This window comes from Reyranella sp. GW821-FHT14A01 (assembly GCF_058803965.1).
The window spans coordinates 224,455-248,300 of sequence record NZ_JBXAPM010000002.1; the positions used below are offsets into that span (position 1 = coordinate 224,455).

Annotated in this window: 23 protein-coding genes; 19 read left to right on the forward strand and 4 right to left on the reverse strand. The window is 66.5% G+C overall.

Translation table 11 applies throughout. The annotated features are described in order from the left end of the window. Nucleotides 1-25 precede the first annotated feature (25 nt). The 5 genes from AC1ROX_RS04905 to AC1ROX_RS04925 all read left to right on the forward strand — a co-directional run bounded on the left by AC1ROX_RS04905 (nt 26) and on the right by AC1ROX_RS04925 (nt 6,957). Nucleotides 26-976 carry a hemolysin family protein gene (locus tag AC1ROX_RS04905; RefSeq protein ID WP_493122987.1) on the forward strand — a complete coding sequence of 317 codons (951 nt, stop codon included), beginning with the start codon at nt 26-28 and terminating at the stop codon, nt 974-976. Nucleotides 977-991: 15 nt separating this feature from the next. Continuing rightward, on the forward strand, nt 992-2,515 hold the full coding sequence (gene lnt, locus AC1ROX_RS04910) for an apolipoprotein N-acyltransferase (protein WP_493122989.1): 1,524 nt from the start codon (nt 992-994) through the stop codon (nt 2,513-2,515). Between the two features lie 221 nt (nt 2,516-2,736). Continuing rightward, the gene (locus AC1ROX_RS04915; RefSeq protein WP_493122991.1) at nt 2,737-3,168 is read left to right on the forward strand and encodes a helix-turn-helix domain-containing protein; all 432 of its coding nucleotides are present in this window, start codon (nt 2,737-2,739) and stop codon (nt 3,166-3,168) included. 191 nt (nt 3,169-3,359) lie between these two features. Further along, the gene (gene metK, locus AC1ROX_RS04920) at nt 3,360-4,646 is read left to right on the forward strand and encodes a methionine adenosyltransferase (RefSeq protein WP_493122993.1); all 1,287 of its coding nucleotides are present in this window, start codon (nt 3,360-3,362) and stop codon (nt 4,644-4,646) included. A gap of 196 nt (nt 4,647-4,842) precedes the next feature. Further along, nucleotides 4,843-6,957 (forward strand): peptidase domain-containing ABC transporter, encoded by a 2,115-nt coding sequence (locus tag AC1ROX_RS04925; protein WP_493122995.1) that lies wholly within the window; start codon nt 4,843-4,845, stop codon nt 6,955-6,957. A 4-nt stretch (nt 6,958-6,961) separates the two neighbouring features. Here AC1ROX_RS04925 and AC1ROX_RS04930 read toward each other — a convergent pair whose 3' ends face one another. Genes AC1ROX_RS04930 through AC1ROX_RS04940 form a run of 3 tightly spaced genes read right to left on the reverse strand, consistent with a single transcriptional unit; the run spans nt 6,962 to nt 9,135 of the window. Beyond that, complete coding sequence (locus AC1ROX_RS04930; protein ID WP_493122997.1) at nt 6,962-7,426, reverse strand: MmcB family DNA repair protein; 465 nt, start codon at nt 7,424-7,426, stop codon at nt 6,962-6,964. A gap of 12 nt (nt 7,427-7,438) precedes the next feature. Continuing rightward, nucleotides 7,439-8,641 carry a tetratricopeptide repeat protein gene (locus AC1ROX_RS04935; protein WP_493122999.1) on the reverse strand — a complete coding sequence of 401 codons (1,203 nt, stop codon included), beginning with the start codon at nt 8,639-8,641 and terminating at the stop codon, nt 7,439-7,441. Continuing rightward, nucleotides 8,638-9,135 (reverse strand): SEL1-like repeat protein, encoded by a 498-nt coding sequence (locus tag AC1ROX_RS04940; protein WP_493123001.1) that lies wholly within the window; start codon nt 9,133-9,135, stop codon nt 8,638-8,640. The genes AC1ROX_RS04935 and AC1ROX_RS04940 overlap by 4 nt, the downstream gene beginning before the upstream one ends. Before the next feature lie 123 nt (nt 9,136-9,258). Between AC1ROX_RS04940 and AC1ROX_RS04945 the strand changes: the two genes are divergently transcribed. The 3 genes from AC1ROX_RS04945 (at nt 9,259) to AC1ROX_RS04955 (ending at nt 11,761) form a co-directional block, all read left to right on the forward strand. After that, nucleotides 9,259-9,639 (forward strand): hypothetical protein, encoded by a 381-nt coding sequence (locus tag AC1ROX_RS04945; protein WP_493123003.1) that lies wholly within the window; start codon nt 9,259-9,261, stop codon nt 9,637-9,639. After that, nucleotides 9,636-10,481, forward strand: coding sequence for an alpha/beta fold hydrolase (locus AC1ROX_RS04950; RefSeq protein WP_493123005.1), 846 nt, complete (start codon nt 9,636-9,638; stop codon nt 10,479-10,481). The genes AC1ROX_RS04945 and AC1ROX_RS04950 overlap by 4 nt, the downstream gene beginning before the upstream one ends. A gap of 629 nt (nt 10,482-11,110) precedes the next feature. Beyond that, entirely contained in the window at nt 11,111-11,761 is a 651-nt protein-coding gene (locus tag AC1ROX_RS04955; RefSeq protein WP_493123007.1) for a TetR/AcrR family transcriptional regulator, read from the forward strand. A gap of 90 nt (nt 11,762-11,851) precedes the next feature. Here AC1ROX_RS04955 and AC1ROX_RS04960 read toward each other — a convergent pair whose 3' ends face one another. Then, nucleotides 11,852-12,310 carry a c-type cytochrome gene (locus AC1ROX_RS04960; RefSeq protein ID WP_493123009.1) on the reverse strand — a complete coding sequence of 153 codons (459 nt, stop codon included), beginning with the start codon at nt 12,308-12,310 and terminating at the stop codon, nt 11,852-11,854. Between the two features lie 201 nt (nt 12,311-12,511). On the opposite strand from AC1ROX_RS04960, the gene AC1ROX_RS04965 reads away from it, so the two are divergent. The 11 genes from AC1ROX_RS04965 to AC1ROX_RS05015 all read left to right on the forward strand — a co-directional run bounded on the left by AC1ROX_RS04965 (nt 12,512) and on the right by AC1ROX_RS05015 (nt 23,846). Continuing rightward, nucleotides 12,512-13,198: a cytochrome b/b6 domain-containing protein gene (locus AC1ROX_RS04965; protein ID WP_493123011.1), complete on the forward strand. Its 687-nt coding sequence runs from the start codon at nt 12,512-12,514 to the stop codon at nt 13,196-13,198. Between the two features lie 87 nt (nt 13,199-13,285). Next, nucleotides 13,286-14,134: an AAA family ATPase gene (locus AC1ROX_RS04970; RefSeq protein ID WP_493123013.1), complete on the forward strand. Its 849-nt coding sequence runs from the start codon at nt 13,286-13,288 to the stop codon at nt 14,132-14,134. A 22-nt stretch (nt 14,135-14,156) separates the two neighbouring features. Next, complete coding sequence (locus AC1ROX_RS04975; protein ID WP_493123016.1) at nt 14,157-15,338, forward strand: vWA domain-containing protein; 1,182 nt, start codon at nt 14,157-14,159, stop codon at nt 15,336-15,338. Nucleotides 15,339-15,363: 25 nt separating this feature from the next. Then, entirely contained in the window at nt 15,364-17,064 is a 1,701-nt protein-coding gene (locus AC1ROX_RS04980) for a thiamine pyrophosphate-requiring protein (protein WP_493123018.1), read from the forward strand. 96 nt (nt 17,065-17,160) lie between these two features. Next, nucleotides 17,161-17,550: a hypothetical protein gene (locus AC1ROX_RS04985; RefSeq protein WP_493123021.1), complete on the forward strand. Its 390-nt coding sequence runs from the start codon at nt 17,161-17,163 to the stop codon at nt 17,548-17,550. A gap of 15 nt (nt 17,551-17,565) precedes the next feature. After that, nucleotides 17,566-18,219 (forward strand): hypothetical protein, encoded by a 654-nt coding sequence (locus AC1ROX_RS04990; RefSeq protein WP_493123023.1) that lies wholly within the window; start codon nt 17,566-17,568, stop codon nt 18,217-18,219. 8 nt (nt 18,220-18,227) lie between these two features. Continuing rightward, the gene (locus tag AC1ROX_RS04995; RefSeq protein WP_493123025.1) at nt 18,228-19,559 is read left to right on the forward strand and encodes a dipeptidase; all 1,332 of its coding nucleotides are present in this window, start codon (nt 18,228-18,230) and stop codon (nt 19,557-19,559) included. A 97-nt stretch (nt 19,560-19,656) separates the two neighbouring features. Continuing rightward, nucleotides 19,657-20,106, forward strand: a complete 450-nt coding sequence (locus tag AC1ROX_RS05000) for a (2Fe-2S)-binding protein (RefSeq protein WP_493123027.1) — start codon at nt 19,657-19,659, stop codon at nt 20,104-20,106. A gap of 14 nt (nt 20,107-20,120) precedes the next feature. Then, nucleotides 20,121-22,292, forward strand: a complete 2,172-nt coding sequence (locus tag AC1ROX_RS05005; protein ID WP_493123029.1) for a xanthine dehydrogenase family protein molybdopterin-binding subunit — start codon at nt 20,121-20,123, stop codon at nt 22,290-22,292. After that, entirely contained in the window at nt 22,292-22,585 is a 294-nt protein-coding gene (locus AC1ROX_RS05010; RefSeq protein WP_493123031.1) for a c-type cytochrome, read from the forward strand. The genes AC1ROX_RS05005 and AC1ROX_RS05010 overlap by 1 nt, the downstream gene beginning before the upstream one ends. A 4-nt stretch (nt 22,586-22,589) precedes the next feature. Then, nucleotides 22,590-23,846, forward strand: a complete 1,257-nt coding sequence (locus AC1ROX_RS05015) for an FCSD flavin-binding domain-containing protein (RefSeq protein ID WP_493123033.1) — start codon at nt 22,590-22,592, stop codon at nt 23,844-23,846.

Consider the following 23,846-nt stretch of genomic DNA (forward strand, 5'->3'; position numbering starts at 1 on the left):
GGGCCGATAGCCTATCTTATCGGCCATGCCTGATTCCACAGCGCACAGTACGAAGCCGGGCGCCGGCCCGGCCTCGTCGACTGAGCTACTCGCGACCCCGGCAACCCCGCCGGCCGCGCCCGATGTCCCTTCGAGCGGCGGGCTGTTGCGCGCCATCCTGCGGCGCCTGCGCCGCAAGGAGAAGAACGAAGCGGTCCGTGAAGCCATCGAGGAGCTGATCGAGGAGACGCCCGAGAGCGACACCCCGATCAGCGAGGACCAGCGCGTCCTTCTCGCGAACATCCTGAAGCTGCGCGACAAGACCGTCGCGGACGTGATGGTGCCGCGGGTCGACATCGTGGGCATCGCCGCCGACACGCCGCTCGACGAGGTCGTGCGGCTGATCCAGGCCGAGGCGCATTCGCGCTATCCGATCTACCGCGAGTCGCTCGACGACGTGATCGGCATGATCCACATCAAGGACGTGCTGGCCTATTGGGGCACGTCGAAGAAGTTCAATCTGCGCGACATACTGCGGCGCGTCGTGTTCGTGGCGCCGACCCTGCCGGTGCTCGACATGCTGCTCGACATGCGCCGCTCGCGCACGCACATGGCGCTGGTGGTCGACGAGTTCGGCGGCACCGACGGGCTGCTCACCATCGAGGATCTCGTCGAGGAGATCGTGGGCGAGATCGAGGACGAGCACGATGTCGCGCAGACGCCGACGGTCGCGCGCCGCGTCGACGGCACGATCGACGTCAACGGCCGCACGCCGATCGAGCTGCTCGAGGAGGAGATCGGCAAGGTCCTGTCGGAAGACGAGCGACGCGAAATCGACACGGTGGGCGGGCTAATCTTCTCCCTGCTCGGCCGCATTCCCGAACGCGGCGAAGTGGTGCGTCATCCGTCCGGTGTGGAATTCGAGATCCTCGATGTCGATCCAAGGCGTATCCGCCGCCTGCGCGTCCGTCCGCCGACGACGGCGCCGGCCCCTTAGTCATCGTATGACGCAATGACCCTCAAAGGCTGGCGCGCCGCAGGTGCCGCCTTCCTGGCTGGCGCGCTGGCGGCCCTTGCCATGCCGCCTCTCTATTGGCTGCCGCTCGGCGTGCTGGGCATCGTGGTCTTCGTCTGGCTGTGGGATACCGCGCCAAGCCCGAAGAGCGCGCTGGTGCGCGGATGGTTGTGGGGGCTCGGCCATTTCGCTGTCGGCTCTTATTGGATCGTCGAGGCGTTCTTCGTGCCGCCGGCGGACTATGCGGCGCTCGGCGTGCCGATCGTGTTCGGCCTGGCCGCCGTGCTGGGCTTCTTTCCCGGCCTTGCCGCTGCCGCCGCCAAGTGGGTCGCGCTGCGCTGGCCGCGGTTCGGCGGCCGCTACAGCCGGCTGCTGCTGCTGGCCATTGCCTGGACGATGGCGGAGTGGCTGCGCGGCCACGTCTTCACCGGCTATGCGTGGAATCCGCTGGCCCATGTCTGGGCCTTCGCCACGCCGCTGCTGCAGGGCGCGGCGCTGGTCGGCGTCTATGGCCTCGGCCTGCTGACCTTCATGATCCTGGCGGCGCCGGCCGCGGGCTGGCGTGTATCGATCCTGGCGCTCGTCGTCGCGGGCGCCGCGGGCTTTGCCGGGCAGGCGGCGATGGCGCCGGTCGATACGGCAGGCGATGGCCCGCTGGTGCGCATCGTCCAGCCGAACACGCCGCAGGCCGAGAAGTGGCGGCCCGAGAAGCGCGCGGCGCAGATGGCCAGGCTCGTGGAGCTGAGCCGCCGCGACGGCTTCGACAAATTGGCGGCGGTGATCTGGCCGGAAACGGCGCCCCCCTTCATCGTCGAGCCGGGATCGTCGGCGCTCGAGGTCCTGGCGACGGCGGCACCTCCTGGCGGCTATCTCCTCACGGGTGCAGCGCGCGGCACCCTCAATCGCGAAGATGGTGTCTGGAACTCACTGCTGGTCATCGACAGTGCCGGCGCGATCGTCGCCAGTTACGACAAGGTCCACCTCGTTCCCCTCGGCGAGTACATCCCGTTCCACAAGCAGCTCGCGCCGGTTTCGGGCTTCATCGGCCGCGGCTCGTTCGAGGTGGGTGAATCGCGAGTCACGCTCGATCTGCCGCGCTTGCCGTCCTTCTCGCCGATCATCTGCTACGAGGTGATCTTCCCGGCCGCCGTCACCGGTCCGGGTGCCCGGCCACGCTGGCTGCTGAATGTGACCAACGATGCCTGGTTCGGCCTGTCGAGCGGCCCCTACCAGCACCTCGCCAGCGCCCGCCTGCGCACCATCGAGGAAGGCCTGCCCATGCTCCGGGCTGCCAACACCGGCGTGTCGGCCGTGATCGATTCCTACGGCCGCGTGCTGGCCGCGCTGGACATGCAACAGGAAGGTGTCATCGATCATCGAATTCCCGCCGCGCGCGAACCCACGCCGTATGGCCGGTGGGGCGATGGCGCATTGCTTGTCCTTCTTCTGCTCGCGCTCGGGCTCCTGGTTGCGTCATCTCGACCCACATCGAGTGAAAGAACAGAGGATTCAAGGCTTTAGGGCCGGACGGCCAGCTTGCATTCTTTTCGTGGCCGGCATAACTAATATGCAGCTTACGCGTGTAGATATGCATTCCTGCATAGCTAAACCTGACAGCAGTCGCGGCACGCCATTCGGCCATTATTCGGCCGTATCGGCGTTTATCTGATTTTGTGATTTGGGAAGGAGAAGGGCAGTCCATGGCGAGATCGCATCCCGTTGATGTTCACGTCGGAGCGCGCATGCGTCAGCGGCGTACTCTCCTTGGCATGAGCCAGGAGAAGCTTGGGACGGCGGTCGGCCTTACCTTCCAGCAGATCCAGAAGTACGAGCGGGGCTCCAACCGGATCGGCTCCAGCCGCCTGTTCGAATTCGCCAAGGTGCTCGACGTTCCCGTTTCCTATTTCTTCGACGAGATGCCGTCGAACGCCCTGTCGGGCCGGCCGATGTCCGGCCGCGGTAAAAAGGGTGGTTTCGGCGAGGCCGGTACGCCGTTCGAGCAGGAGAAGGATCCGCTGATCAAGCGGGAAACGCTCGAACTCGTGCGAGCCTATTACAAGATCCGCGAGAGCAAGGTGCGCAAGCGTATCTTCGAAATGGTGAAGGCCGTGGGCGCGGCCAGCCACGCCGAAACGGTCGGAACCCGCAAGGGCGCCAAGGCCGCCCGCGACTAGAAGCGCGGGAATTCCCCGTGCGATCCCCTTGATTTTCGCCGGCTTTTGGCGTTTTTAGCGAACCGCGGTCCCGATGGTCGGGGCCGCCGCGGACGGATTTGGACGACTTGCCACCGCGCAAACAAAGGCTAAGCCGGCCGTTGGCGGCAATACCGCCCTGCCCGGAGTCCAGTGCACTTTGGGAGGGATCGTTGGCGCTCAAGGATTATATCTTCACCAGTGAGTCGGTTTCGGAAGGCCATCCGGACAAGGTCGCCGACCAGATTTCAGACGCGATCCTCGACGCGTTCATCGCCAACGACGTCGAGCTCGGCCACGCCGACGACAGCCACGCCAACACCCGCCTCGGCTGCGAGACGCTGGTCACCACCAACAAGATCGTCGTCGCCGGCGAAGGCCGCGCCTCCGAGCCGTACATGAAGAAGTATGGCAAGAACACGATCGTCAATCGCGAAGCTATCGGCGAGATCGCGCGCAACGTCGTGCGTGACATCGGCTACGACCAGGACGGCTTCTCCTTCCACGGCGCCGACGTCGAGGTGCTGCTGCACGGCCAGTCGCCCGACATCGCGATGGGCGTCGATGCCAAGAAGAAGGGCGGCAATCTCGGCGAGCAGGAAGGCGCGGGCGACCAGGGCCTGATGTTCGGCTTCGCCTGCCGCGACAGCGAGGAATACGAGAAAGGCTCGTTCATGCCCGCTCCGATCTTCTTCTCGCATAAGATCCTCGAAGTGCTGAGCAAGGCCCGCCGTTCGGGCGAGCTCGGCGACCTGCAGCCCGACGCCAAGAGCCAGGTCACGGTGCGCTATGTCGACGGCAAGGCCGTCGGCGCCACCAAGGTCGTGGTCTCCACGCAGCATCGCGAGGCGACGGCCAAGGGCAAGAAGTACAATTCCGCGATGGTCCGCGAGATGATCACCGGTCACGTCGAGAAGTCGCTGCCCAAGGGCTGGATGCCCAAGAAGGCCGCCGACTTCTTCGTCAACCCGACCGGTAACTTCGTCGTCGGCGGTCCCGACGGCGATTGCGGCCTCACCGGCCGCAAGATCATCGTCGACACCTACGGCGGCTTCGCGCCGCACGGTGGCGGCGCCTTCTCCGGCAAGGACCCGACCAAGGTCGACCGCTCGGCCGCCTATGCCGCGCGCTACCTCGCCAAGAACGTGGTGGCCGCCGGTCTCGCCGACCGCTGCCTGATCCAGGTCGCCTACGCGATCGGCGTTGCCGATCCGATGTCGCTCTATGTGAACACCGAAGGCACCGGCAAGGTCGACGAGCGCAAGCTCGAGAAGGTCCTGTCGGAACTGTTCCCGCTGCGCCCGACCAACATCCGCCGCTCGCTGCAGCTCAACAAGCCGATCTACCAGCGCACTGCGGCCTACGGCCATTTCGGCCGCAAGCCCGAGAAGGACGGCGGCTTCTCCTGGGAGCGCACCGACCTCGTGGCCGAGCTGAAGCGCGCTTTCGGCGCCCGCTAGGCTTCCGAACTTCACGAATGCGGGGCGCGCAACGCGAGTTGCGCGCCCTTTGTTTTGGGGTTTGCTTTAGGAAATAGCGCCAAATAATTGAATCCAAGGGTATTTCTGGTACCCTTTGGCCATGGCTCCCCTCGAGAACGGAGGCTTCCGGCAGTCCGTCTGGGACGATGCGGGCCGTCCCCGCGTCGATGCCCTGATGAGGGCCCTGCTGTACATCGCCCAGCAGGTCGGCCGGCCCGTCAGCGAAGCCGATATCCGCCGCCTGACCGCGGTGCCGGCGTCCGGCCTCGACGAAGCCGCCTTCCTGACGGCGGCGGTGCGGCTCGGGCTGGACAGTGAAGCCGCCGATCTCGCGTCCCGCTCGCTCGACGAACTACCGCTGCCGTTCGCGCTCCTCGCCACCGGCGGGCGGGTGCACGTGGTCGTCTCGGGCCGCGCCAACAACTGGACCATGCTCGATGTCGTCGAGGGTCGCGTCTGGCAGGCGACGGCGAAGGAAGTCGGCGCATTGGGTTCGCGCGCGCTGGTGCTGCGCCCGCCGTTGGGACCAACACCGTCCGAGCACTGGTACGCGCCGCTGTGGGCGCGCGTGCGGCCGGTCGTCTTCAAGCTCGCCGCCGCGTCGTTCGCCATCAACCTGCTCGGCCTGCTCACGCCGCTCTTCATGATGCTGGTCGTGAACACCATGATCGGGCGTCATCCGCCCGACGGCCTCTCGTCGGTGATGATGGCGCTCTGCGCCGGCATGCTCGTGGCCTACGCCGCCGATTTCGGCCTGCGTGTCGCGCGCGGCTGGCTATCGGCGAAGACCGGCGCACGCCTCGACGCGCTGATGAGCGCCGAGGTGCTGCATCACCTGATGGCCTTGCCCTACCGGCATTTCGAGCGCACGCCGTCGGGCGTCATCGCCGAGCGGCTGCGCCAGCTCGACGTGCTGCGCGGTTTCTTCACCGGCCAGATGCCGGTGCTGGCGATCGACCTGCTGTTCGCCGGGCTCTTCCTGGCCGCCACCTTCACGATCAGCACGGTCCTGGGCGTGATCACGGCGCTCGCCATTCCCGTCCTGGTCGGCGTCTCGCTGGCCAGCCACCGGGCGCAGCGTCGCCTGGTCGACGAGACTTTCCAGGCCCTGGCCGCCAAGAGTTCGACCCTCACGGAGACCGTGGCCAACGCCGCCACCATCAAGGCACTCGGGCTCGAGGCCGAGGTCGAGAGGCGCTGGCAGGGGCGGGTCGAACAGTCGGCGCGCACGAGCCTGCGCGCGAACAATCTCGCCAACATCGCCTCGAGCGCCTCGGGCACGCTGCAGCTCGTGACGTCGCTCGTCATCGTGATGATCGGCGTGGCCGAGATCGCCGATCATCGCCTGACGATCGGCGCCCTCATCGCCGCCAACATGCTGGCGGCGCGCGCGCTGCAGCCGATGCGCCAGCTCGCGGGCGCGTGGCACCAGCTCCAGGCGGTGAGCGCCGCCTTCAAGCGCATCGACGAGCTGATGCGCGAGGCGCCCGAAGCGCCGCCCGGTGAATTCGCGCCGATGCCGGTGCTGTCGGGCGAGATCGTGCTCGAACGCGTGACCTACCGGGCCCACGATCGCGGGCCGCCGGTCCTGCGCGAAGCCGATCTCACCGTGGCGGCGGGAGAGATCGTGGGCATCGTCGGACCGTCGGGCTCGGGCAAGACCACCATCGCCAATCTCGTGCAGGGACTCGTGGGCCCAAGCGACGGTCGCGTGCTGGTCGACGGCACCGACATCGCCCATATCTCGCCGGCCCAGCTCAGGTCGCAGATCGGCGCGGTGCCACAGGATGTCCAGCTGTTCACCGGCACGGTGCGCGAGAACATCGCGATGGGCGTCGTCGACAAGGATCCCGGCCGCGTGGTTGCCGTCGCGAAGTTCGTCGGCGCGCACGATTTCATCCAGCGCCTGCCGCAGGGCTACAATACCGTGCTGGGCGAGCGCGGGCAGGGCCTGTCGACGGGGCAGCGCCAGCTCCTCTGCATCGCCCGCGCGCTGATCCGCAATCCGCGCATCCTGATCCTCGACGAGGCGACCAGCGCATTGGATCCTGCCACCGAGGAGCAGCTGCTGCGCCAGCTCAAGGCCAACACGCGCGGCCGCACGGTCATCATGATCACTCACCGTCTCGCGCCGCTCGCCATCGCCGATCGCGTGGCGCTGGTGATGGACGGCAGGGTCGAGAGAGTCGGGCCGCCGACCGAGGTGATGGCCTATGCCCGCATCCGCATGGCGGAGGCCAGCCGCAGCCAGACGCCGGCCGCATCCGTCGCGCGCCCGATGCCCGGCTGACGTTTCAGACGAAGTCGACGAAGTCCGGATCTTCGAGGCGCGCCAGCCGCTCCGACGCGAGGCGCGCACAGTCGATCAGGAGCGCCTTGCGCCGCGCCGCCGCGACTGGACGGCGCGGCGGATGGCGCAGGATCTCGGCGCCATAGGCATCGGCGACGATCAGGCCGACTTCCTCGGCGATCAGCGACTGCGGGAAATCGACCGGCACGGCGAAGTAGAGGAGGTCGCACCAGGCGAGATAGTCGGGCCATTTCTGGTCGACCCGCCAATCCTCGATCGACGACTTAACCTCGACGATGGTGAGTTCGCCGCTGCCGGCGATCGCCATGATGTCGGCGCGCCGCCCGTCGGGCAGCGGCAGCTCGCGCAGGACGGAGCGGCCCGACTGGCGCATCAGGCGGCAGGCGCCGCGGCAGACCGCGAGGGTGATGTCAGGGCGCGTCTGGCGCGCGGCTTCCGGCAGCTCCATGACTGATCACGTTCAGCGACGGACCGGGATGAGGCGCGGCGGGCCCTCGTCGAGCGGCAGCTCGGAGGTCGGCTTGAAAGCCTGGGCCAGCGCCTCGCCGCGTTTGCGATCGCGGTCGGGCACCTTGTCGCCGACCTTCTCGCGCACGGCGCGGGCCTCGGGATGGCCGCCGCGCTCGGCGAGGTACAGCCATTTGAAGGCCTCGACCGGATCGGTAACGCCGGCGGTCCCGGTCAGCAGCATCACGCCCAGCGCCTGCTGCGCCTCGGGCAATCCCTGCTGGGCGGCGCGCGAATACCAGAGCTGGGCCTGCGCCGGATCGCGCGCTACGCCGGAGCCCGCGAGATAGGCGTTGGCCAGCTTGAACTGGCCCGATGGCACGCCGGCATTCGCCGCGACCTGATACCAGCTGAGTGCCGCTTGCAGGAGCTTCTCGTTGGCCGCCTTGTCGCGCGTCGCGGGCGTGCGGACCGCCAGGTCGCCCAGGGCAAGCGCGGCCTCGGGCACGCCGTTCTGCTGCGCCTGGACCAGCCAGCGCTGGGCGGCGGCCAGGTCCTGCTTGACGCCGGAACCGTCGGCCAGCGCCATGCCGTAGCGCAGCGCCGCGAACATGTGGCCCTTCTCCGCGGCCCGCCGGAAGAGGTCGGCGGCGCGCGTCGGATCGGCCGAAGCCGGCGGCGCGTTCTCCGCCATCGCCCGGCCCAGCGCATAGGTCGCATAGACGTCGCCGTCGGCGGCGGCCTTCTCCAGCCAGGCGCGGGCCTGGATCAGGTCGCGCGGGACGCCCTGACCGCGCAGATAGATCGTGCCGAGATTGAGCTGCGCGCGACGATGTCCCTGTGCGGCGGCCTGCTCGAACAGCTGGACGGCGCGCGCGGGATTGCGCGCGACGCCGGCATCGCCGTTGATGAGCACCAGCGCCAGCCGGTGCTGGCCTTCGGCGGAGCCGGCATCGGCGGCGCGCTGGATCAGCTTGAGGCCTTCGGCCTTGGCGCCGCGGTCGAGCAGGACCGCGCCCAGCCAGGCATCGGCATCGGGATTCGAGGGAAGCGAGCGAAGCGCCCGTTCGGCGGTCGCCACGTCGCCCTGGCGGTAGGCGAGAACGGCGGGGCGCAGCGGCGCGGCGACGTCCGAGGTGTCGGGCTGCTGCTGGGCCTGCGCGGCAGCGCTCGCGGCAAAGAGTGCCGCGACCAGCGCCAGCCGCGCGGCGATCATTTCGTCTTGAAGGTGTAGGCGAGCGCGGCGGCCTTGGCCTTTTCGGCCTCGTCGGCCGGCAGTTCGCGCGCGGCCTGCTCAAGCGCCAGGTTGGCGTTGGGCACGTTCCAGCGCTCGGCGATCATGCACCATTTGTAGGCCTCGAAGAGGCTCTTCGGCACGCCCTTGCCCTCGGCATAGGCACCGGCCAGCGGGATCATCGCCGGCAGATAGCCGCGCTCGGAGGCGTCGAGCAGGAGCGGCGTGGCCTTGTTGATGTCGAACAGTTTCGACTCGGCGTTGCCGTAGACGTAGAGGCCGAGCAGGAACTGGGCGCGCGGGTCGCGCTCCTTGCCGAGAAGCTGCAGCTCCTTCTCCGCCGTGACCGGATCGCCCGCCTGCAGGGCCTTGACCGCTTCCTCCATACCGGCGGCGGCCGGCTGGGCGGCGGCGGCGAGCAGCAGGGCGGCCCCGGCGAGGGGCAGGAGGGCGCGGGCGGAACGAACGAAGGGCACGGACAAGGCTCCCGGAAGGCACGGCCGGTATTGGCGGAACGGCGGATCGTCTAGCATGGAATTGAGGCCGAAACACGAAACCCGGATCGTCTCCGGGACGGGAACAAGACAGGCGGGAGGAACATGCTCGAACAACTTGCCGGCCTCGTGAACGGCGACGCCGCCCTGGTGCGGCGCGGCCGGCATCTCGACGGTGCCTTCCTGGTGGAGGCCCGGCCGCGGTCCTGGCTGGTCCATGTCCTGCGCGGGCGCATCGAGAAGGTCGAGGAAGGTCCCTTCGTCATGCCCTCCTGGCGCTTCGCCCTGCGCGCCGACGAGGCGAGCTGGCAGCGCTTCTGGCAGCCCCGGCCGGCGCCTGGAGACCACGACCTGCTCGCCCTCGTTCGTCGCGGCCTGATGAAGTTCGAGGGCGACCTGCAGCCGCTGATGGCGAACCTGCTCTACATCAAGGGCGTGCTCGAGGCGCCGCGTGCGCTGGTGGCCTCGCAGGGAGCCGACCGATGACCGCCGCTCTCGAGCCGATCATCGGCCGCTACCTGTCGCTCGATTTCGAAGGACGGCGCTATCGCGTCTACTTCGAGGAGGCGGGCGAGGGCATCCCATTGCTCTGCCTGCACACGGCCGGCGCCGACGGGCGGCAATATCGCGGCGTGCTGAATGATCCCGAGATCGCGAAGCGCTTTCGCGTCATCGCCTTCGACATGCCCTGGCACGGCAAGTCCTCGCCGCCCGCCGGCTTCGAGCGCGAGGAGTACCGGCTGACACGCGACTTCTACACCGACTTCGTCGTCGCCTTCGCCGGCGCGCTGGCGCTGCAGCGTCCAGTGGTGATGGGCTGTTCGATCGGCGGTCGGGTCGTGCTCAATCTCGCCGCGACGCATGCCGATCGCTTCCGCGCCTTGATCGGCCTGCAGGCTTCGGCCCATGTCGCGCCGTACTACGACACCGACTGGCTGCATCATGCCGACGTCCACGGCGGCGAGGTCTGCGCCGGCATCGTGTCGGGCCTCGTCGGGCCGGACGCGCCGAGCGCCCATCGCTGGGAAACCCTCTGGCACTACATGCAGGGCGGTCCCGGCGTCTTCAAAGGCGACCTCCATTTCTACAAGGTCGATGGCGATCTCCGCCAACGCATCGCCTCGATCGATGCCCAGCGTTGTCCGCTGTTCCTGTTGACCGGTGAGTACGATTACTCATGCTCGCCGGCGGAGACGCAGGAGGTCGCCGCGCTGGTGCCGGGCGCGACCTGCACGATCATGCCGGGCCTTGGGCATTTCCCGATGAGCGAGGATCCAGAAGGATTTCTGAAGCACTTGCGACCAGTTCTCGCCAAGATTGCAGCCTGACGCGAGCGCGAGTTAATTGCAGCATCTTCGGGAGAATCCGGCGCCTCGCAGGCGGCGCGATGCGCTCAATACCTTGAAAATCATAGCTATTCGGGAGCGTCGAGCCCTTTTTGCCCGTTCCCTGCATTCCCTTTTTCGATTATCTAAAAGGGGATGTATTCAGGAATCGTTGGGTTTTCGGCGAGGGCTTCGAAAGCAGATATGCAATATTGCAACTAACGGGATGTGAGGCCCGTCGTTATAGTCAGTTCATAGACATTGAGACAGCCCGCCGGCGGCCTCCCAAGCCGCTCGATCGAAGCCCCTTCCCACACACCCCAAGGCTTCGATCACCCCACACCCAGGCGGGCTCATAAGGAAGGCCGGTCGTTCCCCAAGCGATCGGCCTTTCGTATTTTTGGCATCAGGACTGCATAAAATGGATCGGGAAGGCCTTTGGCTCTGCTTCGGGAGCCAAGCAATAATTGCTGACCATCTGCAATATCAGATAAGCAAAAATGCTTATCTGGACTATAATAAATCCAATTATTCTGGGATTTCTTGATATCTAGATATGCATTTTTGCAAGTTACGCAAGTTTTGCCGGGTGCTAGAGTCGCGCCATTAGAAAAATCCTTTTGTCGGTTCCAATGAAAATCGTCGGCTTCCCGATTGATGTGTCGCACTCGCAGGACGAACGCATCGTACGGGGCCAGCGAACGAGACAATCCCTTGTCCAGGCGACCCTGGATCTCATCCAGGCAGGTGACGTCGAACCGAGTTCCGGGGCCATTGCGATGATCTCGGGCCATTCCAGCCGGACCCTCTTCCAGCACTTCACTGTTCTGTCCGACCTCTACACCGCCGCCTTCGAACTCGCCGTCAGCCGCTCGTTCAGCCCCGACCGGAAGGTGGACAGCGCCGCGCCGCTCGCCAGCCGCATTGCGCTGCTGGTCTCGGATCGTGCGCAGCTCTTCGAGCAATGGCTGCCGGTGTGGCACTTCGCAGAACGTGTGCGCCGGGTGGCGCCGGATGTCGGCGCCGGCGTGGCCCATTTGCGCGGCATCCTGCGCGAGCGGATCGCCATCTGGTTTGCCGCCGAGCTCGCCACGCTCGATCCGAAGGCACATGATCTCGTGCTGGATTCGCTGGATCGCGCCTTCGGCCTCGACAGCTGGATGAACATGCGCGAGCGGCAGCGCCTGTCGCCCATGCATGCGTCGCGGACTTGGCGCTTCAAGGCGCAGGAGATCGTTCAGCAGGCGCTTACCGGTCCGGGGCCATCGTCGGCAGCGGCCTGACCGGGCCACGGAACGGACAAACAAGAACAGACAAACAAAAAGGGCGACGGAATTCCGTCGCCCTTTTGCTTTGAAAGAAGCGGGAGGGGCCTAGTTGGCCTTCGCCTGGAACTTCTGATGGCAGGCGCCGCAGGTCTTGCCGGTATCGGCGAACGCCGCCGCCAAGGCTTCTGCATTGCCGGAGCCGGCCGCCGTCGCGAGCTTGTCGTAGGCTGCATCGGCCGCCTTGCTGGCCGCTTCGAAGCCGGCCCAGTCGGTCCAGATCGCCGGCAAGGCGCGGGTTTCGCCGCCCTTGTCGGAGCCGGCAGGGAACATCTTCACGAAGGCGGTTTCGAGCGTCTTGAGCTTGGCCGCCTGCTCGACGGCGCCGGCCGTCGGACCCTTGGCGTCGACGATCGCCTTGATGGCGCGCATCGCGGCGGCGGTCTGCTTGCGGTTGTCCTTGCGCTGGGCGATCACGTCGCCCTGGGCCATCGCGATCGTCGCGCCGCCCACCATCGCACCGGCCGCCAACGCGCCGATCAACGCCACCACCAAAGTCTTCCTCATAGGCCCATCCCCTTTGAATTCCACGGTTGGCGGGCAATTTATGCCTCGCCGACGATCTATTTGTTGCAGAGGTTGGCGTGGAAGCGAAATGGCACGTTGACCACGATCCATCACGACTGCGTGTGGTGGGTTTGACGTAGTTCTTGCCTACAGACCCGATGACTCGACTATGCTGGCTTTCGCAGCGGGAGATGGAGAGCGATGGCCGGCAAGAGTGAGAAGATCCTCGTCTGGGACGTTCCGGTCCGGCTGTTCCACTGGCTGCTCGTGATCCTGATGGCGACGTCCTATTTCAGCGGCCGCGCCGGCGGGGACTGGATGCAGCTCCATTTCTGGTCGGGCTACGCCATCCTGACCTTGCTCTTCTTCCGCATCGCCTGGGGCTTCGTCGGCAGCACCACGGCGCGCTTCTCGAATTTCATCAAGGGCCCCGCTGCGGCCATCACCCATGTCGCGCATCTCTTCCGCAAGGAAGGCCCGTGCGACGTCGGACACAATCCGATGGGCGGCGCGATGGTCCTCGTCCTGATCTTCGCCGTCCTCGCCCAGGTCGTGACCGGGCTTTTCACCGCCGATACCGACACCGGCATGGTGAACGGTCCGCTGGCCCTCAAGGTCGCCGACAAGTGGGTCGAGCGCGCCACGGCGTTCCACGGCTGGTGGATCAATGTCCTGCTCATCCTGGTGGCCGCCCATGTCGCGGCGGTCGCGCTCTACCTCGTCTGGAAGCGGCACAACCTGGTCGGCGCGATGATCACCGGTCGCAAGCGGCTCGACCAGGCGGTCGAACCGGGCGCGCCCGCACCGCGGCTCAGCTTCGCGTCGAGCCGCCTTGCGATCTCGCTCCTGCTCGCCAGTGCCGCTTTGGTCTATTTCATCGTCCGCTAGGGCGGCTGACCTGCTCGCCCGGCCTTGCTGGCCTGAAACCACCCCTCTAGGGTGATTGAAACCACAGTGAAATCTGGATTTTGCACCATGAAATTTACCGGTACCGATTCCTACGTTGCCAGCGACGACCTGCGCGTTGCCGTTAACGCGTCCATCTCGCTGCAACGGCCGCTGCTCATCAAGGGCGAGCCGGGCACCGGCAAGACCGTCTTGGCGCACGAGGTGGCCAAGGCGCTGAACGCCCCGATCATCGAGTGGCACATCAAGTCGACGACCAAGGCGCAGCAGGGCCTCTACGAGTACGACGCGGTCTCGCGCCTGCGCGACAGCCAGCTCGGCGACGAGCGCGTGAAGGACATCGGCAACTACATCAAGCGCGGCAAGATGTGGGAGGCGTTCACCGCCGATACGCGGCCGATCCTGCTGATCGACGAGATCGACAAGGCCGACATCGAGTTCCCGAACGACCTGCTGCTCGAGCTCGATCGCATGCAGTTCTACGTCTACGAGACGCAGCAGACGATCAAGGCCGAGCAGCGCCCGATCGTGATGATCACCTCGAACAACGAGAAGGAACTGCCGGACGCCTTCCTGCGCCGTTGCTTCTTCCACTACATCCGCTTCCCCGATCGCGAGACGATGACGCAGATCGTCGACGTCCACTTCCCCGACCTGCAGCGCAACCTGCTGCGCGAGGCGCTGAACGTCTTCTACGACATCCGCGAGGTGCCCGGCCTCAAGAAGAAGCCATCGACCTCCGAGCTGCTCGACTGGCTGAAGCTCTTGATGGTCGAGGACATGTCGCCGGAATCGCTGCGCTCCAAGGACAGCAAGCAGCTCATCCCGCCGCTGCACGGCGCGCTGCTGAAGAACGAGCAGGACGTGCACCTGTTCGAGCGTCTGGCCTTCATGGCGCGACGGGAGCAGCGCCAGTAATTACCGCTGAGAGGAGAACGCGATGTTCATCAACTTCTTCCTCGAGCTGCGCAACGCCAAGCTGCCGGTGTCCATCAAGGAGTATCTCTCCCTGATGGACGCGATGGACAAGGGAGTGGCCGACTACAGCGTCGACGACTTCTATTATCTGTCGCGCGCCGCGCTGGTGAAGGACGAGCGCAATCTCGACAAGTTCGACCGCGTGTTCGGCACGGTGTTCAAGGGCCTCGAGGCGCTGCCGGCCGAGGGCGTCACCGCCGAGATCCCCGAGGAATGGCTGCGCAAGCTGGCCGAGAAGCTTCTCACCGAAGAGGAGAAGAAGCAGATCGAGTCGATGGGCGGCTGGGAGAAGCTCATGGAGACGCTGAAGAAGCGTCTCGAGGAGCAGCAGAAGCGCCACCAGGGCGGCAGCAAGTGGATCGGCACCGCCGGTACCTCGCCGTTCGGCGCCTACGGCTTCAATCCCGAGGGCGTGCGCATCGGCCAGGACAAGGGCCGCGAGGGCCGCGCCGTCAAGGTGTGGGACAAGCGCGAGTACAAGAACCTCGACGACACGGTCGAGATCGGCACGCGCAACATCAAGATCGCGCTGCGGCGCTTGCGCAAGTTTGCGCGCGAGGGCGCCGAGGTCGAGCTCGACATGCCCGACACGATCCGCTCGACCGCGCGCAACGCGGGCTATCTCGACATCAAGATGGTGCCGGAGCGGCGCAACAAGGTGAAGCTGCTGCTGCTGTTCGACATCGGCGGCTCGATGGACGCCCATATCCGTGTCTGCGAGGAGCTGTTCTCGGCGGCCCGCTCGGAGTTCAAGCACCTCGAATTCTTCTACTTCCACAACTGCCTCTACGAGAAGCTGTGGAAGGATAATCGCCGCCGCCACGTCGACACCTTCTCGACGCAGCAGCTGCTCCACACCTATCCGCCCGACTACAAGGTCCTGTTCGTCGGCGACGCCTCGATGAGCCCCTACGAGATCGCCTATCCGGGCGGCTCGGTGGAGCACTGGAACGAGGAGTCGGGACAGACCTGGATCCAGCGCGTGTCCGACACTTACCGCAGCATGGTCTGGCTGAACCCAGTGCCGGAGCGGCACTGGAGCTACACGCCGTCGATCCAGCTGCTGCAGCAGCTCAGCGGCAATCGCATGTTCCCGCTGACGCTGGGCGGCCTCGACAGCGCGATGAAGGAATTGAACAAGTAAGAAACGCTGGGGGCGCGCCACTCCAGTGGCGCGTCATGAATCGCGCCACTGGAGTGGCGCGCCCCCCAGCAACAAGAGGGAGAAGACGAAGATGAAGACCGGTCCGGCCGTCGCCGAAATCCTGAAGCGGGAAGGCGTCGAGTATCTCTTCGCCTATCCCGTCAACCACCTGATCGAGCATTGCGCGGCGATCGACATCCGCCCGATCATCGTGCGCCAGGAGCGCATCGGCCTGCACATGGCCGACGCCATGTCGCGCCTGACCAAGGGCCGCAAGATGGGCGTGTTCTGCATGCAGAGCGGGCCGGGCTCGGAGAACGCCTATGGCGGCGTGGCCCAGGCCTACGGCGAGTCGGTGCCGCTGCTGGTCATTCCGGCCGGCTATCCGCGCCGCATCGCGCACGTGCCGCCGAACTTCAACTCCACGATCACCATGGCGCATGTCGCCAAGCACACCGAGCCGATCACCTCGGGTGCCGAGATCGAGAACATCATGCGCCGGGCCTTCAGCCTGCTGCGCAACGGCCGCGGCTCGCCGGTCATCATCGAGTTTCCGGCGGAAGCCAACGGCGAGGACGCGCCCGATCCGCTGACCTACGAGCCGATCAAGCCGACCCGCTACGGCCCCGATCCGGCAGCCGTGAAGGAAGCCGCCAAGGTGCTGGTCGAGGCCAAGCGGCCGGTGATCTATGCCGGCCACGGCGTGCACTGGGCCGAGGCCTATGACGAGCTGAAGGAACTGGCCGAGCTGTTGGCCATTCCCGTCTGCACCTCGCTCCAGGGCAAGAGCAGCTTCGACGAGACCCATCCGCTGTCGCTGGGCTCCGGCGGCCGCGCTTATCCGAGGCAGGTCCGGCACTTCCTCGACAAGTGCGACGTGCTGTTCGGCATCGGCTGTTCCTTCACCGAGACGAACTTCGGCATCTCGATGCCCAAGGGCAAGACGGTGATCCACACGACGCTCGATCCCAACCATCTCAACAAGGACGTGCGCTGCCAGTACGGCCTGATCGGCGATGCCAAGCTGGCGCTGCGCGCCATGATCGACGAGTGCAGCAAGCTGGTGGGCGGCAAGAAGCGCGACGCCGCGCCGGTCGTGGCCGAGATCAAGCCGATCGCCGACGAGTGGCTCAAGGAGTGGATGCCCAAGCTCACCAACAACGAGGCGCCGCTCAATCCCTACCGCGTGCTCTGGGATCTCCAGCACACGGTCGACAAGGCCAACACCATCATCACCCACGATGCCGGCAGCCCGCGCGACCAGCTCTCGCCGTTCTGGAAGACCACGGCGCCGCACACCTATATCGGCTGGGGCAAGACCACGCAGCTCGGCTACGGTCTCGGCCTGGCCATGGGCGCCAAGCTCGCCTGCCCGGACAAGCTCTGCATCAACGTCTGGGGCGACGCCGCCATCGGCTTCACCGGCATGGACTTCGAGACGGCGGTGCGCGAGCGGATCCCGATCATGTCGATCCTGCTCAACAACTTCTCGATGGCGATCGAGCTGCACATCATGAAGGTGTCGACCGAGAAGTACCGCTCGACCGACATCTCGGGCGACTATGCCGCGATGGCCAAGGCGTTCGGCGGCTACGGCGAGCGCGTCACCAAGCCGGAGGACATCATCCCGGCGATCAAGCGCGGCATCGAGCAGACGAAGAAGGGCGTGCCCGTCCTGCTCGAGTTCATCACCTCCAAGGAAGTGACGATCTCGACGCCGAAGTGATACCCGCTTCGCGGGTATCATCCCGAGCGTTGCGAGGGATCTTTAAGGCCGCAGTAAGAATCCCTCGCTATGCTTGAGCGAGGGATAGGGGCGCCGATGACGAAGATCCTCATGCCGACGGCCGAACACGACGTCGCCACGCACGACGGTCTCTGGATGAGTCCCGTCGATGCCGAGAGGGTCACGGGCTGGACCCTGAAGCCCGAAGGCATGTGCCGTGCCGATCTGTGCGTGCCGTTGCCGGCCTCGGCTCTGGCACCCAACGAAGTCGACCTGGCGGCTTTCTGGAAGAAGCTCGGCGGCCCGGCGGTCGCCAGTGAGGCCCACGACGTGTGGGCGCTGGGCGCGCCGCCGGAGGAACGCAATGCCGCGCTTGAGGGGCTGGACGCGCCGGACTTCACGCTGCCGGACATCGACGGCGTGCCGCGTTCGCTGTCGCAACTGCGTGGGCAGAAAGTCTTCCTCGCCACCTGGGCCAGTTGGTGAGGCTGCCGCTTTGACTTGCCCGTGTGGCAGGCCCTCTACGAAGAACTGAAGGACAAGGGGTTCATGGTCGTGGCCGTGGCGCAGGAAAGCCGTGGCGCCGAGCATGCTCGTCCGTGGATCGAGCAGGCCAAGACCTCCTACTGGCAGCTGATCGACGCCGAGCACCGGCTGGAGGATCTCTACAATCTCGTGAACGTGCCGCAGGCGATCTGGATCGACGAGCAGGGCCGCATCGCCCGGCCGCCGGAGAATGCCGGTTCGACCGATCATTTCCGCCGCATGGATCTCAAGACCCGCACGATGACGCCGGAGGACCAGGCCGAACGCCTGGCCGCGCGGCAGGCCTATCTCGACGCGGTGCGCGCCTGGGTTTCCACGGGTGCGCATGCGCTGCCGGCCGATGCGGCGCGCGCCAGCCTGCCGAAGGTGACGCCCGAGATTGCCGAGGCGCGGGCGCGTTTTCGTCTCGGTGTCTGGCTGCGCGCCAACGGCCGCGCGGCCGAAGGCGACCTGCAAATGGCGGAGGCGAGTCGCCTGCATCCCGAATCGTGGAGCCTGTGGCGCCAGGCGGCCGACCTCGACGAGGTCGGCAAGGCGTCCGGGCCCGATTTCTGGAAGCGCGTCCAGGCGCTGGGCGAGCGTCCCTACTATCCGCCTCCCAAACTATAGAGCTGCCGATGCGCCTCTCGTGGAACGACCTCGGGAAACCACGCGCTGACAAAGCGAATGGCAAGCGCATCGAGATCACGGGCTTTGCCCTCGGGGCAAACGCGTGGGACGGCAACGATCGTTTCCTGATGATGGCCGAGCCCGGCTGCTGCCAGGGTTGCGTGCCGAACAATCCGTTGGCGGTCGTCGAGGTGCTGGCGCGGCAGCCGATCAAGCTCGCCGGCGGCGCATTGCGGTTGAGCGGCACCTGGCATGTAGCGTCCGATGCCGAGGGCTGGCCCTACCAGTTGCATGATGCCGAGGCGGTGAAGGGGGTGACGCGCCGCGCGCTGATGGCCGCAGGTCCGCTGTTCTGCCTTCCGGTGCCGGCGATGGCGCAGGCGGCGGACGGGCTGGCGATCGATCTCCACAGCCATGCCGGCAACCTGACGCAGATGAGTTATGGCCGCGGCTCGTTTGCCGCCGTTGCCGATCCGATGCGCCAGGGCGGCGTTGCCGTGATCTCGCTGGCCGTCGTCGCCGATTCGCCGGTCATCAAGGTCATGGTCGGCCGCATGAGGCCCAGTCGCGATCCGCGCTCGGGCGAGCTCTATGCCTACAGCCAGCGCTCCTTCCCGACCTTGCATACGCTGGCGCGCGAGCAGGGGATGCCGATCATCCGGACCTCGGCCGACCTGCGCGCGGCGCGCTCGGGCCGGCCTTCGATCATCGTCGCGTCGGAAGGCGCCGACTTCCTCGAGGGCCGGATCGATCGCCTCGACGAGGCCTATCAGCGCTGGGCCCTGCGGCACCTGCAGCTCACGCATTACCGGCCGAATGAGCTGGGCGACATCCAGACCGAGCCCAGCGTGAATGACGGGCTGACGGCGTTCGGCGCCGAGGTGATCCGGCGCTGCAACACAATGGGCATCGTGGTCGACGTCGCTCACGGCACGTTCGAGCTGGTGAAGAAGGCCGCCTCGGCCACCACGAAGCCGCTGGTCCTGTCGCACACCTCGCTCATCAACCGGCCATCCGCCTGGACGCGCCGCATCATGCCCGACCATGCGAGGGCGATCGCCGCGACCGGCGGCGTCATCGGCATCTGGCCGATCTCCGAATACTTCCCCAACCTCGTCGCCTACGCGACCGACGGGTTCGCGAAGATGGTCGATGTCGTCGGCATCGATCATGTCGGCCTCGGAACCGACCAGCTCGGTCTCGTCGGGCCGAGCTCGATGCCGAGCTACACCGATTTGCCACAATTGGCGGCCGCTCTGCGCACTAGGTTCAATGCAGAAGAAACGGCAAAACTTTTGGGTGGCAATTTCCGGCGGGTTTTTGAAGCCAGCGTGAGCTGACAGCATCACACCTCCGTGAATGCGGCGCGTCTGCTAGGCGATGGCAGCCCGCTTGGGCTAGGCTATTTCAATATTTCCTGAATAACGGGAGACTGGGATGGCTGTTCTCAACGTCAACGGCAAGGCGGTCGACTACACTGCCGATCCGGATACTCCACTTCTCTGGGTGCTGCGCGAGCAACTGGGCCTGACCGGCACGAAGTATGGCTGCGGCATCGCGCAATGCGGCTCCTGCACGGTGCACATCGACGGTGCGCCGGTGCGGTCGTGCAGCGTGCCGGTGAACACCGTCGGCACCAAGAAGGTCCTCACCATCGAGGCGCTCGCCGAGAACGGCGTGCTGAACAAGATCCAGAAGGCCTGGGTCGCGCTCGACGTGCCCCAGTGCGGCTACTGCCAGAGCGGCATGGTGATGGCGGCGACGGCGCTGCTCGCCGCCAAGCCCAACCCGACCGATGCCGACATCGACGAGGCGATGACCAACATCTGTCGCTGCGGCACCTATCAGCAGGTTCGCGCCGCCATCCACGCCGCGGCCAAGGCCTAAGGGGAGGACGCATCATGACGATCCAGACTTCTCTCGGCCGTCGCGGCTTCCTGGTCAGCGGCGCTGCTGTCGCCGGCGGCTTCTCGCTCGGTTTCCACCTGCCCTTCGACGAGAACGTGGCGCAGGCCCAGACCGTCAAGGAACTGAACGCCTGGGTGGTCATCCATCCCGACGACAAGGTGGTGATCCGCATCGCCCGCTCGGAGATGGGCCAGGGCACGCTCACCGGCCTCTGCCAGCTCGTGGCCGAAGAGCTCGAGTGCGACTGGAACAAGGTCGCCTGGGAATATCCGACGCCCGGCGAGAACCTGAAGCGCAACCGCGTCTGGAGGAACTTCTCGACCGGCGGCAGCCGCGGCATCCGCGAAAGCCAGCAGTATGTTCGCGAGGGCGGTGCCATCGCGCGCGAGATGCTGATCGCGGCGGCGGCGAAGCAATGGAACGTGCCGGCCGCCGAATGCAGCGCGGCCAACAGCACCATCACGCACAAGGCGTCGGGCAAGACCGTGACCTACGGCGCGGTCGCCGCGGCGGCGGCCGATCTCGAGCCGCCCAAGGAAGTGAAGCTCAAGGACCCCAAGGACTGGAAGGTCGCGGGCAAGCCCTTGCCGCGGCTCGACACGGTCGACAAGGTCACCGGCAAGCAGATCTACGGCATGGATCACACGATGCCGGGCATGCTGGTCGCCACCGTGCGCGCCTGTCCGGTGATCACCGGCAAGCTGAAGAGCTTCGACGCCAGCAAGGCCGAGAAGATGCCGGGCGTTAAGAAGATCTTCGCGATCGACGGCGATGCCGTCGTGGTCGTGGCCGACACCTACTGGCAGGCCAAGACGGCTCTCGACGCCGTCACCACCGAGTGGAACATCGGCGATCTCGGCAAGGTCTCGACCGAGACCATCTCCGAGATGCTGAAGGAAGGTCTCACCGCCAAGGAAGCCTTCGTCGGCAACAAGGCGGGCGACGCCCAGAAGGCGATCGATGGCGCGGCCAAGAAGGTCGAAGCGACCTACAGCTTCCCCTATCAGCACCATGTCACCATGGAGCCGATGAACGCCACGGCGCGCTATACTCCGGAGAAGTGCGAAGTCTGGTGCGGCACGCAGAACGGCGAGGCGGCGCTCGCCGCGGCGTCGGAGGCGGCCGGCCTGCCGATCGCGCAGTGCGAGGTCTACAAGCTCATGCTGGGCGGCGGCTTCGGCCGGCGCGGCCGTTCGGACTATGTCCGCCAGGCCGTGCTCGCGGCCAAGGAGATGCCCGGCACGCCGATCAAGCTCATCTGGTCGCGCGAAGAGGACATGACGCACTGCCAGTACCATCCCACGACGATGGCCAAGATGACGGCCGGTCTCGACGCCCAGGGCAATCTGGTCGGCCTGCATGTCCGCATCTCGGGCCAGTCGATCCTGGCGTCGCTGCTGCCGCAGAACCTGGTGAACGGCATGGATCCCGCCACCTTCCAGGGCCTCATGCAGACCGGTGTCGAGGCGACCTACGGCTACGACATCCCGAACCTGATGATCGACCACGCCATGCGCAATCCGCACATCACGGCGGGCTTCTGGCGCGGCGTGAACGTGAACCAGAACGCCGTCTACATGGAATGCTTCATGGACGAGCTGGCGGCGGCGGCGGGCCAGGATCCGCTGGCCTATCGCCTGAAGTACCTGAAGCCCAAGTGGGCGGCGGTGCTCAAGGCCGCCTGCGACAAGGCGGGCTACGGCAAGCCATTGCCCGAGGGCCGCTTCCACGGCATCTCGCAGGTCATGGGCTATGGCAGCTACGTCGCCGGCGTCGCCGAGGTCTCGGTGAGCCCCGACGGCCAGCTCAAGGTCCACAAGATCACCGCGGCCACCAATCCCGGCCACGTGGTCAATCCGGCGCAGATCGAGCGTCAGGTCGCGGGCTCGTTCGTCTACGGCCTGTCGGCGGCGCTGTACGGCGAGATCACCGTCAAGGACGGTGCGGTCGAGCAGACCAACTTCGACAGCTACAACGTGATGCGCATCGACGAGATGCCCGACGTCGAGACGGTTCTCGTGCCGACCCACGATTTCTGGGGCGGCGTCGGCGAGCCCACCATCGCCGTGGCGGCGCCCGCCGTGCTCAACGCGATCGCCAAGGCGACGGGCAAGCGGGTGCGCAACCTGCCGCTGGCGAACAATGACCTGAAGAAGGGCGCCTGATGCATCGCGCGCTGCTGTCGGGCTTGGCCAGCATGATCCTGCTGGCCGGCCCGGCAACGGCGGCGGACGCGCCGCCGGGCGCCAGCTCCTGCACCGGCTGTCACGCCCCGAAGAAGGTCGCGGATTCGGTGATCCCGCACATCGCCGGCCGCAAGGCCGAGGACATCGTGACCTTCATGCGCGAGTATCGCGGCGGCGCCTGGCCGTCGAGCGTGATGGGCCGCATCGCCAAGGGTTTCGACGACCAGCAGACCGAGGCCATCGCGGCCTGGTTTGCCGCACAGCCGGAGTAGGGACATGGCGACGCGCCGCCGCTTCCTGAAATACACCGTCGCGGCGGGCCTCGCGCCTGCCATCGTCTCGGCGCAGGGCAAGGCCAAGGTCGTCGTGATCGGCGGCGGCTTCGGCGGTGCCACGGCGGCGCGCACGCTGAAGGTGCTGCAGCCCTCGCTCGACGTCACTTTGGTCGAGCCCAATCCGGTCTACACGTCCTGCCCGTTCAGCAATTCGGTCCTCGCCAACCTGCGCGAGATCGACCAGCAGCAGTTCCGCTACGACGGCATCAAGGGCGCTGGCGTCACCGTCGCCGAGACCAGCGCGACCGCGGTCGATGCCGACGCCAAGACCGTGACCCTGGCCGACGGCAACAAGCTGTCCTACGACCGGCTGGTCATGACGCCGGGCATCGATTTCAACTGGGGCGCCATCCCCGGCTACGACGAGGCTGCCGCCCAGAAGATGCCGCACGCCTGGAAGGCCGGCGCGCAGACCGTGCTGCTGCGCCAGCAGTTGCAGGCGATGGAGGATGGCGGGCTGGTCGTGATGTCGGCGCCGGCCAATCCCTTCCGCTGCCCGCCCGGCCCCTATGAGCGCGCCAGCCTGATCGCCTACTGGCTCGCGATCTGGAAGCCGAAGTCGAAGATCTTGCTGCTCGATTCCAAGGATGCCTTCTCCAAGCAGCGCCTGTTCCAGAACGGCTGGGCCGAGCTCTATCCCGGCATGATCGAATGGGTGCCGCTCAGCCAGGGCGGCAAGGTGACCTCGGTCGACCCCACGGCGATGACGCTCACGACCGAATTCGCCACCCACAAGGCGGCCGTCGCCAACGTGATCCCGCCGCAGAAGGCCGGCGCCATCGCCGCGCAAGCCGGCGTCGCCGACCGCACCGGCTGGTGCCCGGTCGAGCCGGTCGCCTTCGAATCGACCCTGCGGCCCAACATCCATGTGCTGGGCGATGCGGCCATCATGGGCGGCATGCCCAAGTCGGCCTTCGCCGCCAATGCCCAGGCCAAGGTCTGTGCCGCCGCCCTCGTGAGACTGCTGGCGGGAGACAAGCCGCAGGACCCGATCGTGATCAACACCTGCTACAGCCTGCTCGCGGCCGATTACGGCATCTCGATCGCCGGCGTCTATCGCCCCGACAAGGGCCAGCTCACCGACGTTCCGGGCGCCGGCGGCACCAGCCCGCTGGTGGCCGTGGGCGGCCTGCGCGGCCAGGAAGCACTCTATGCGTCGAGCTGGTTCCGCACCATCACCGCCGAGACCTTCGGCTGA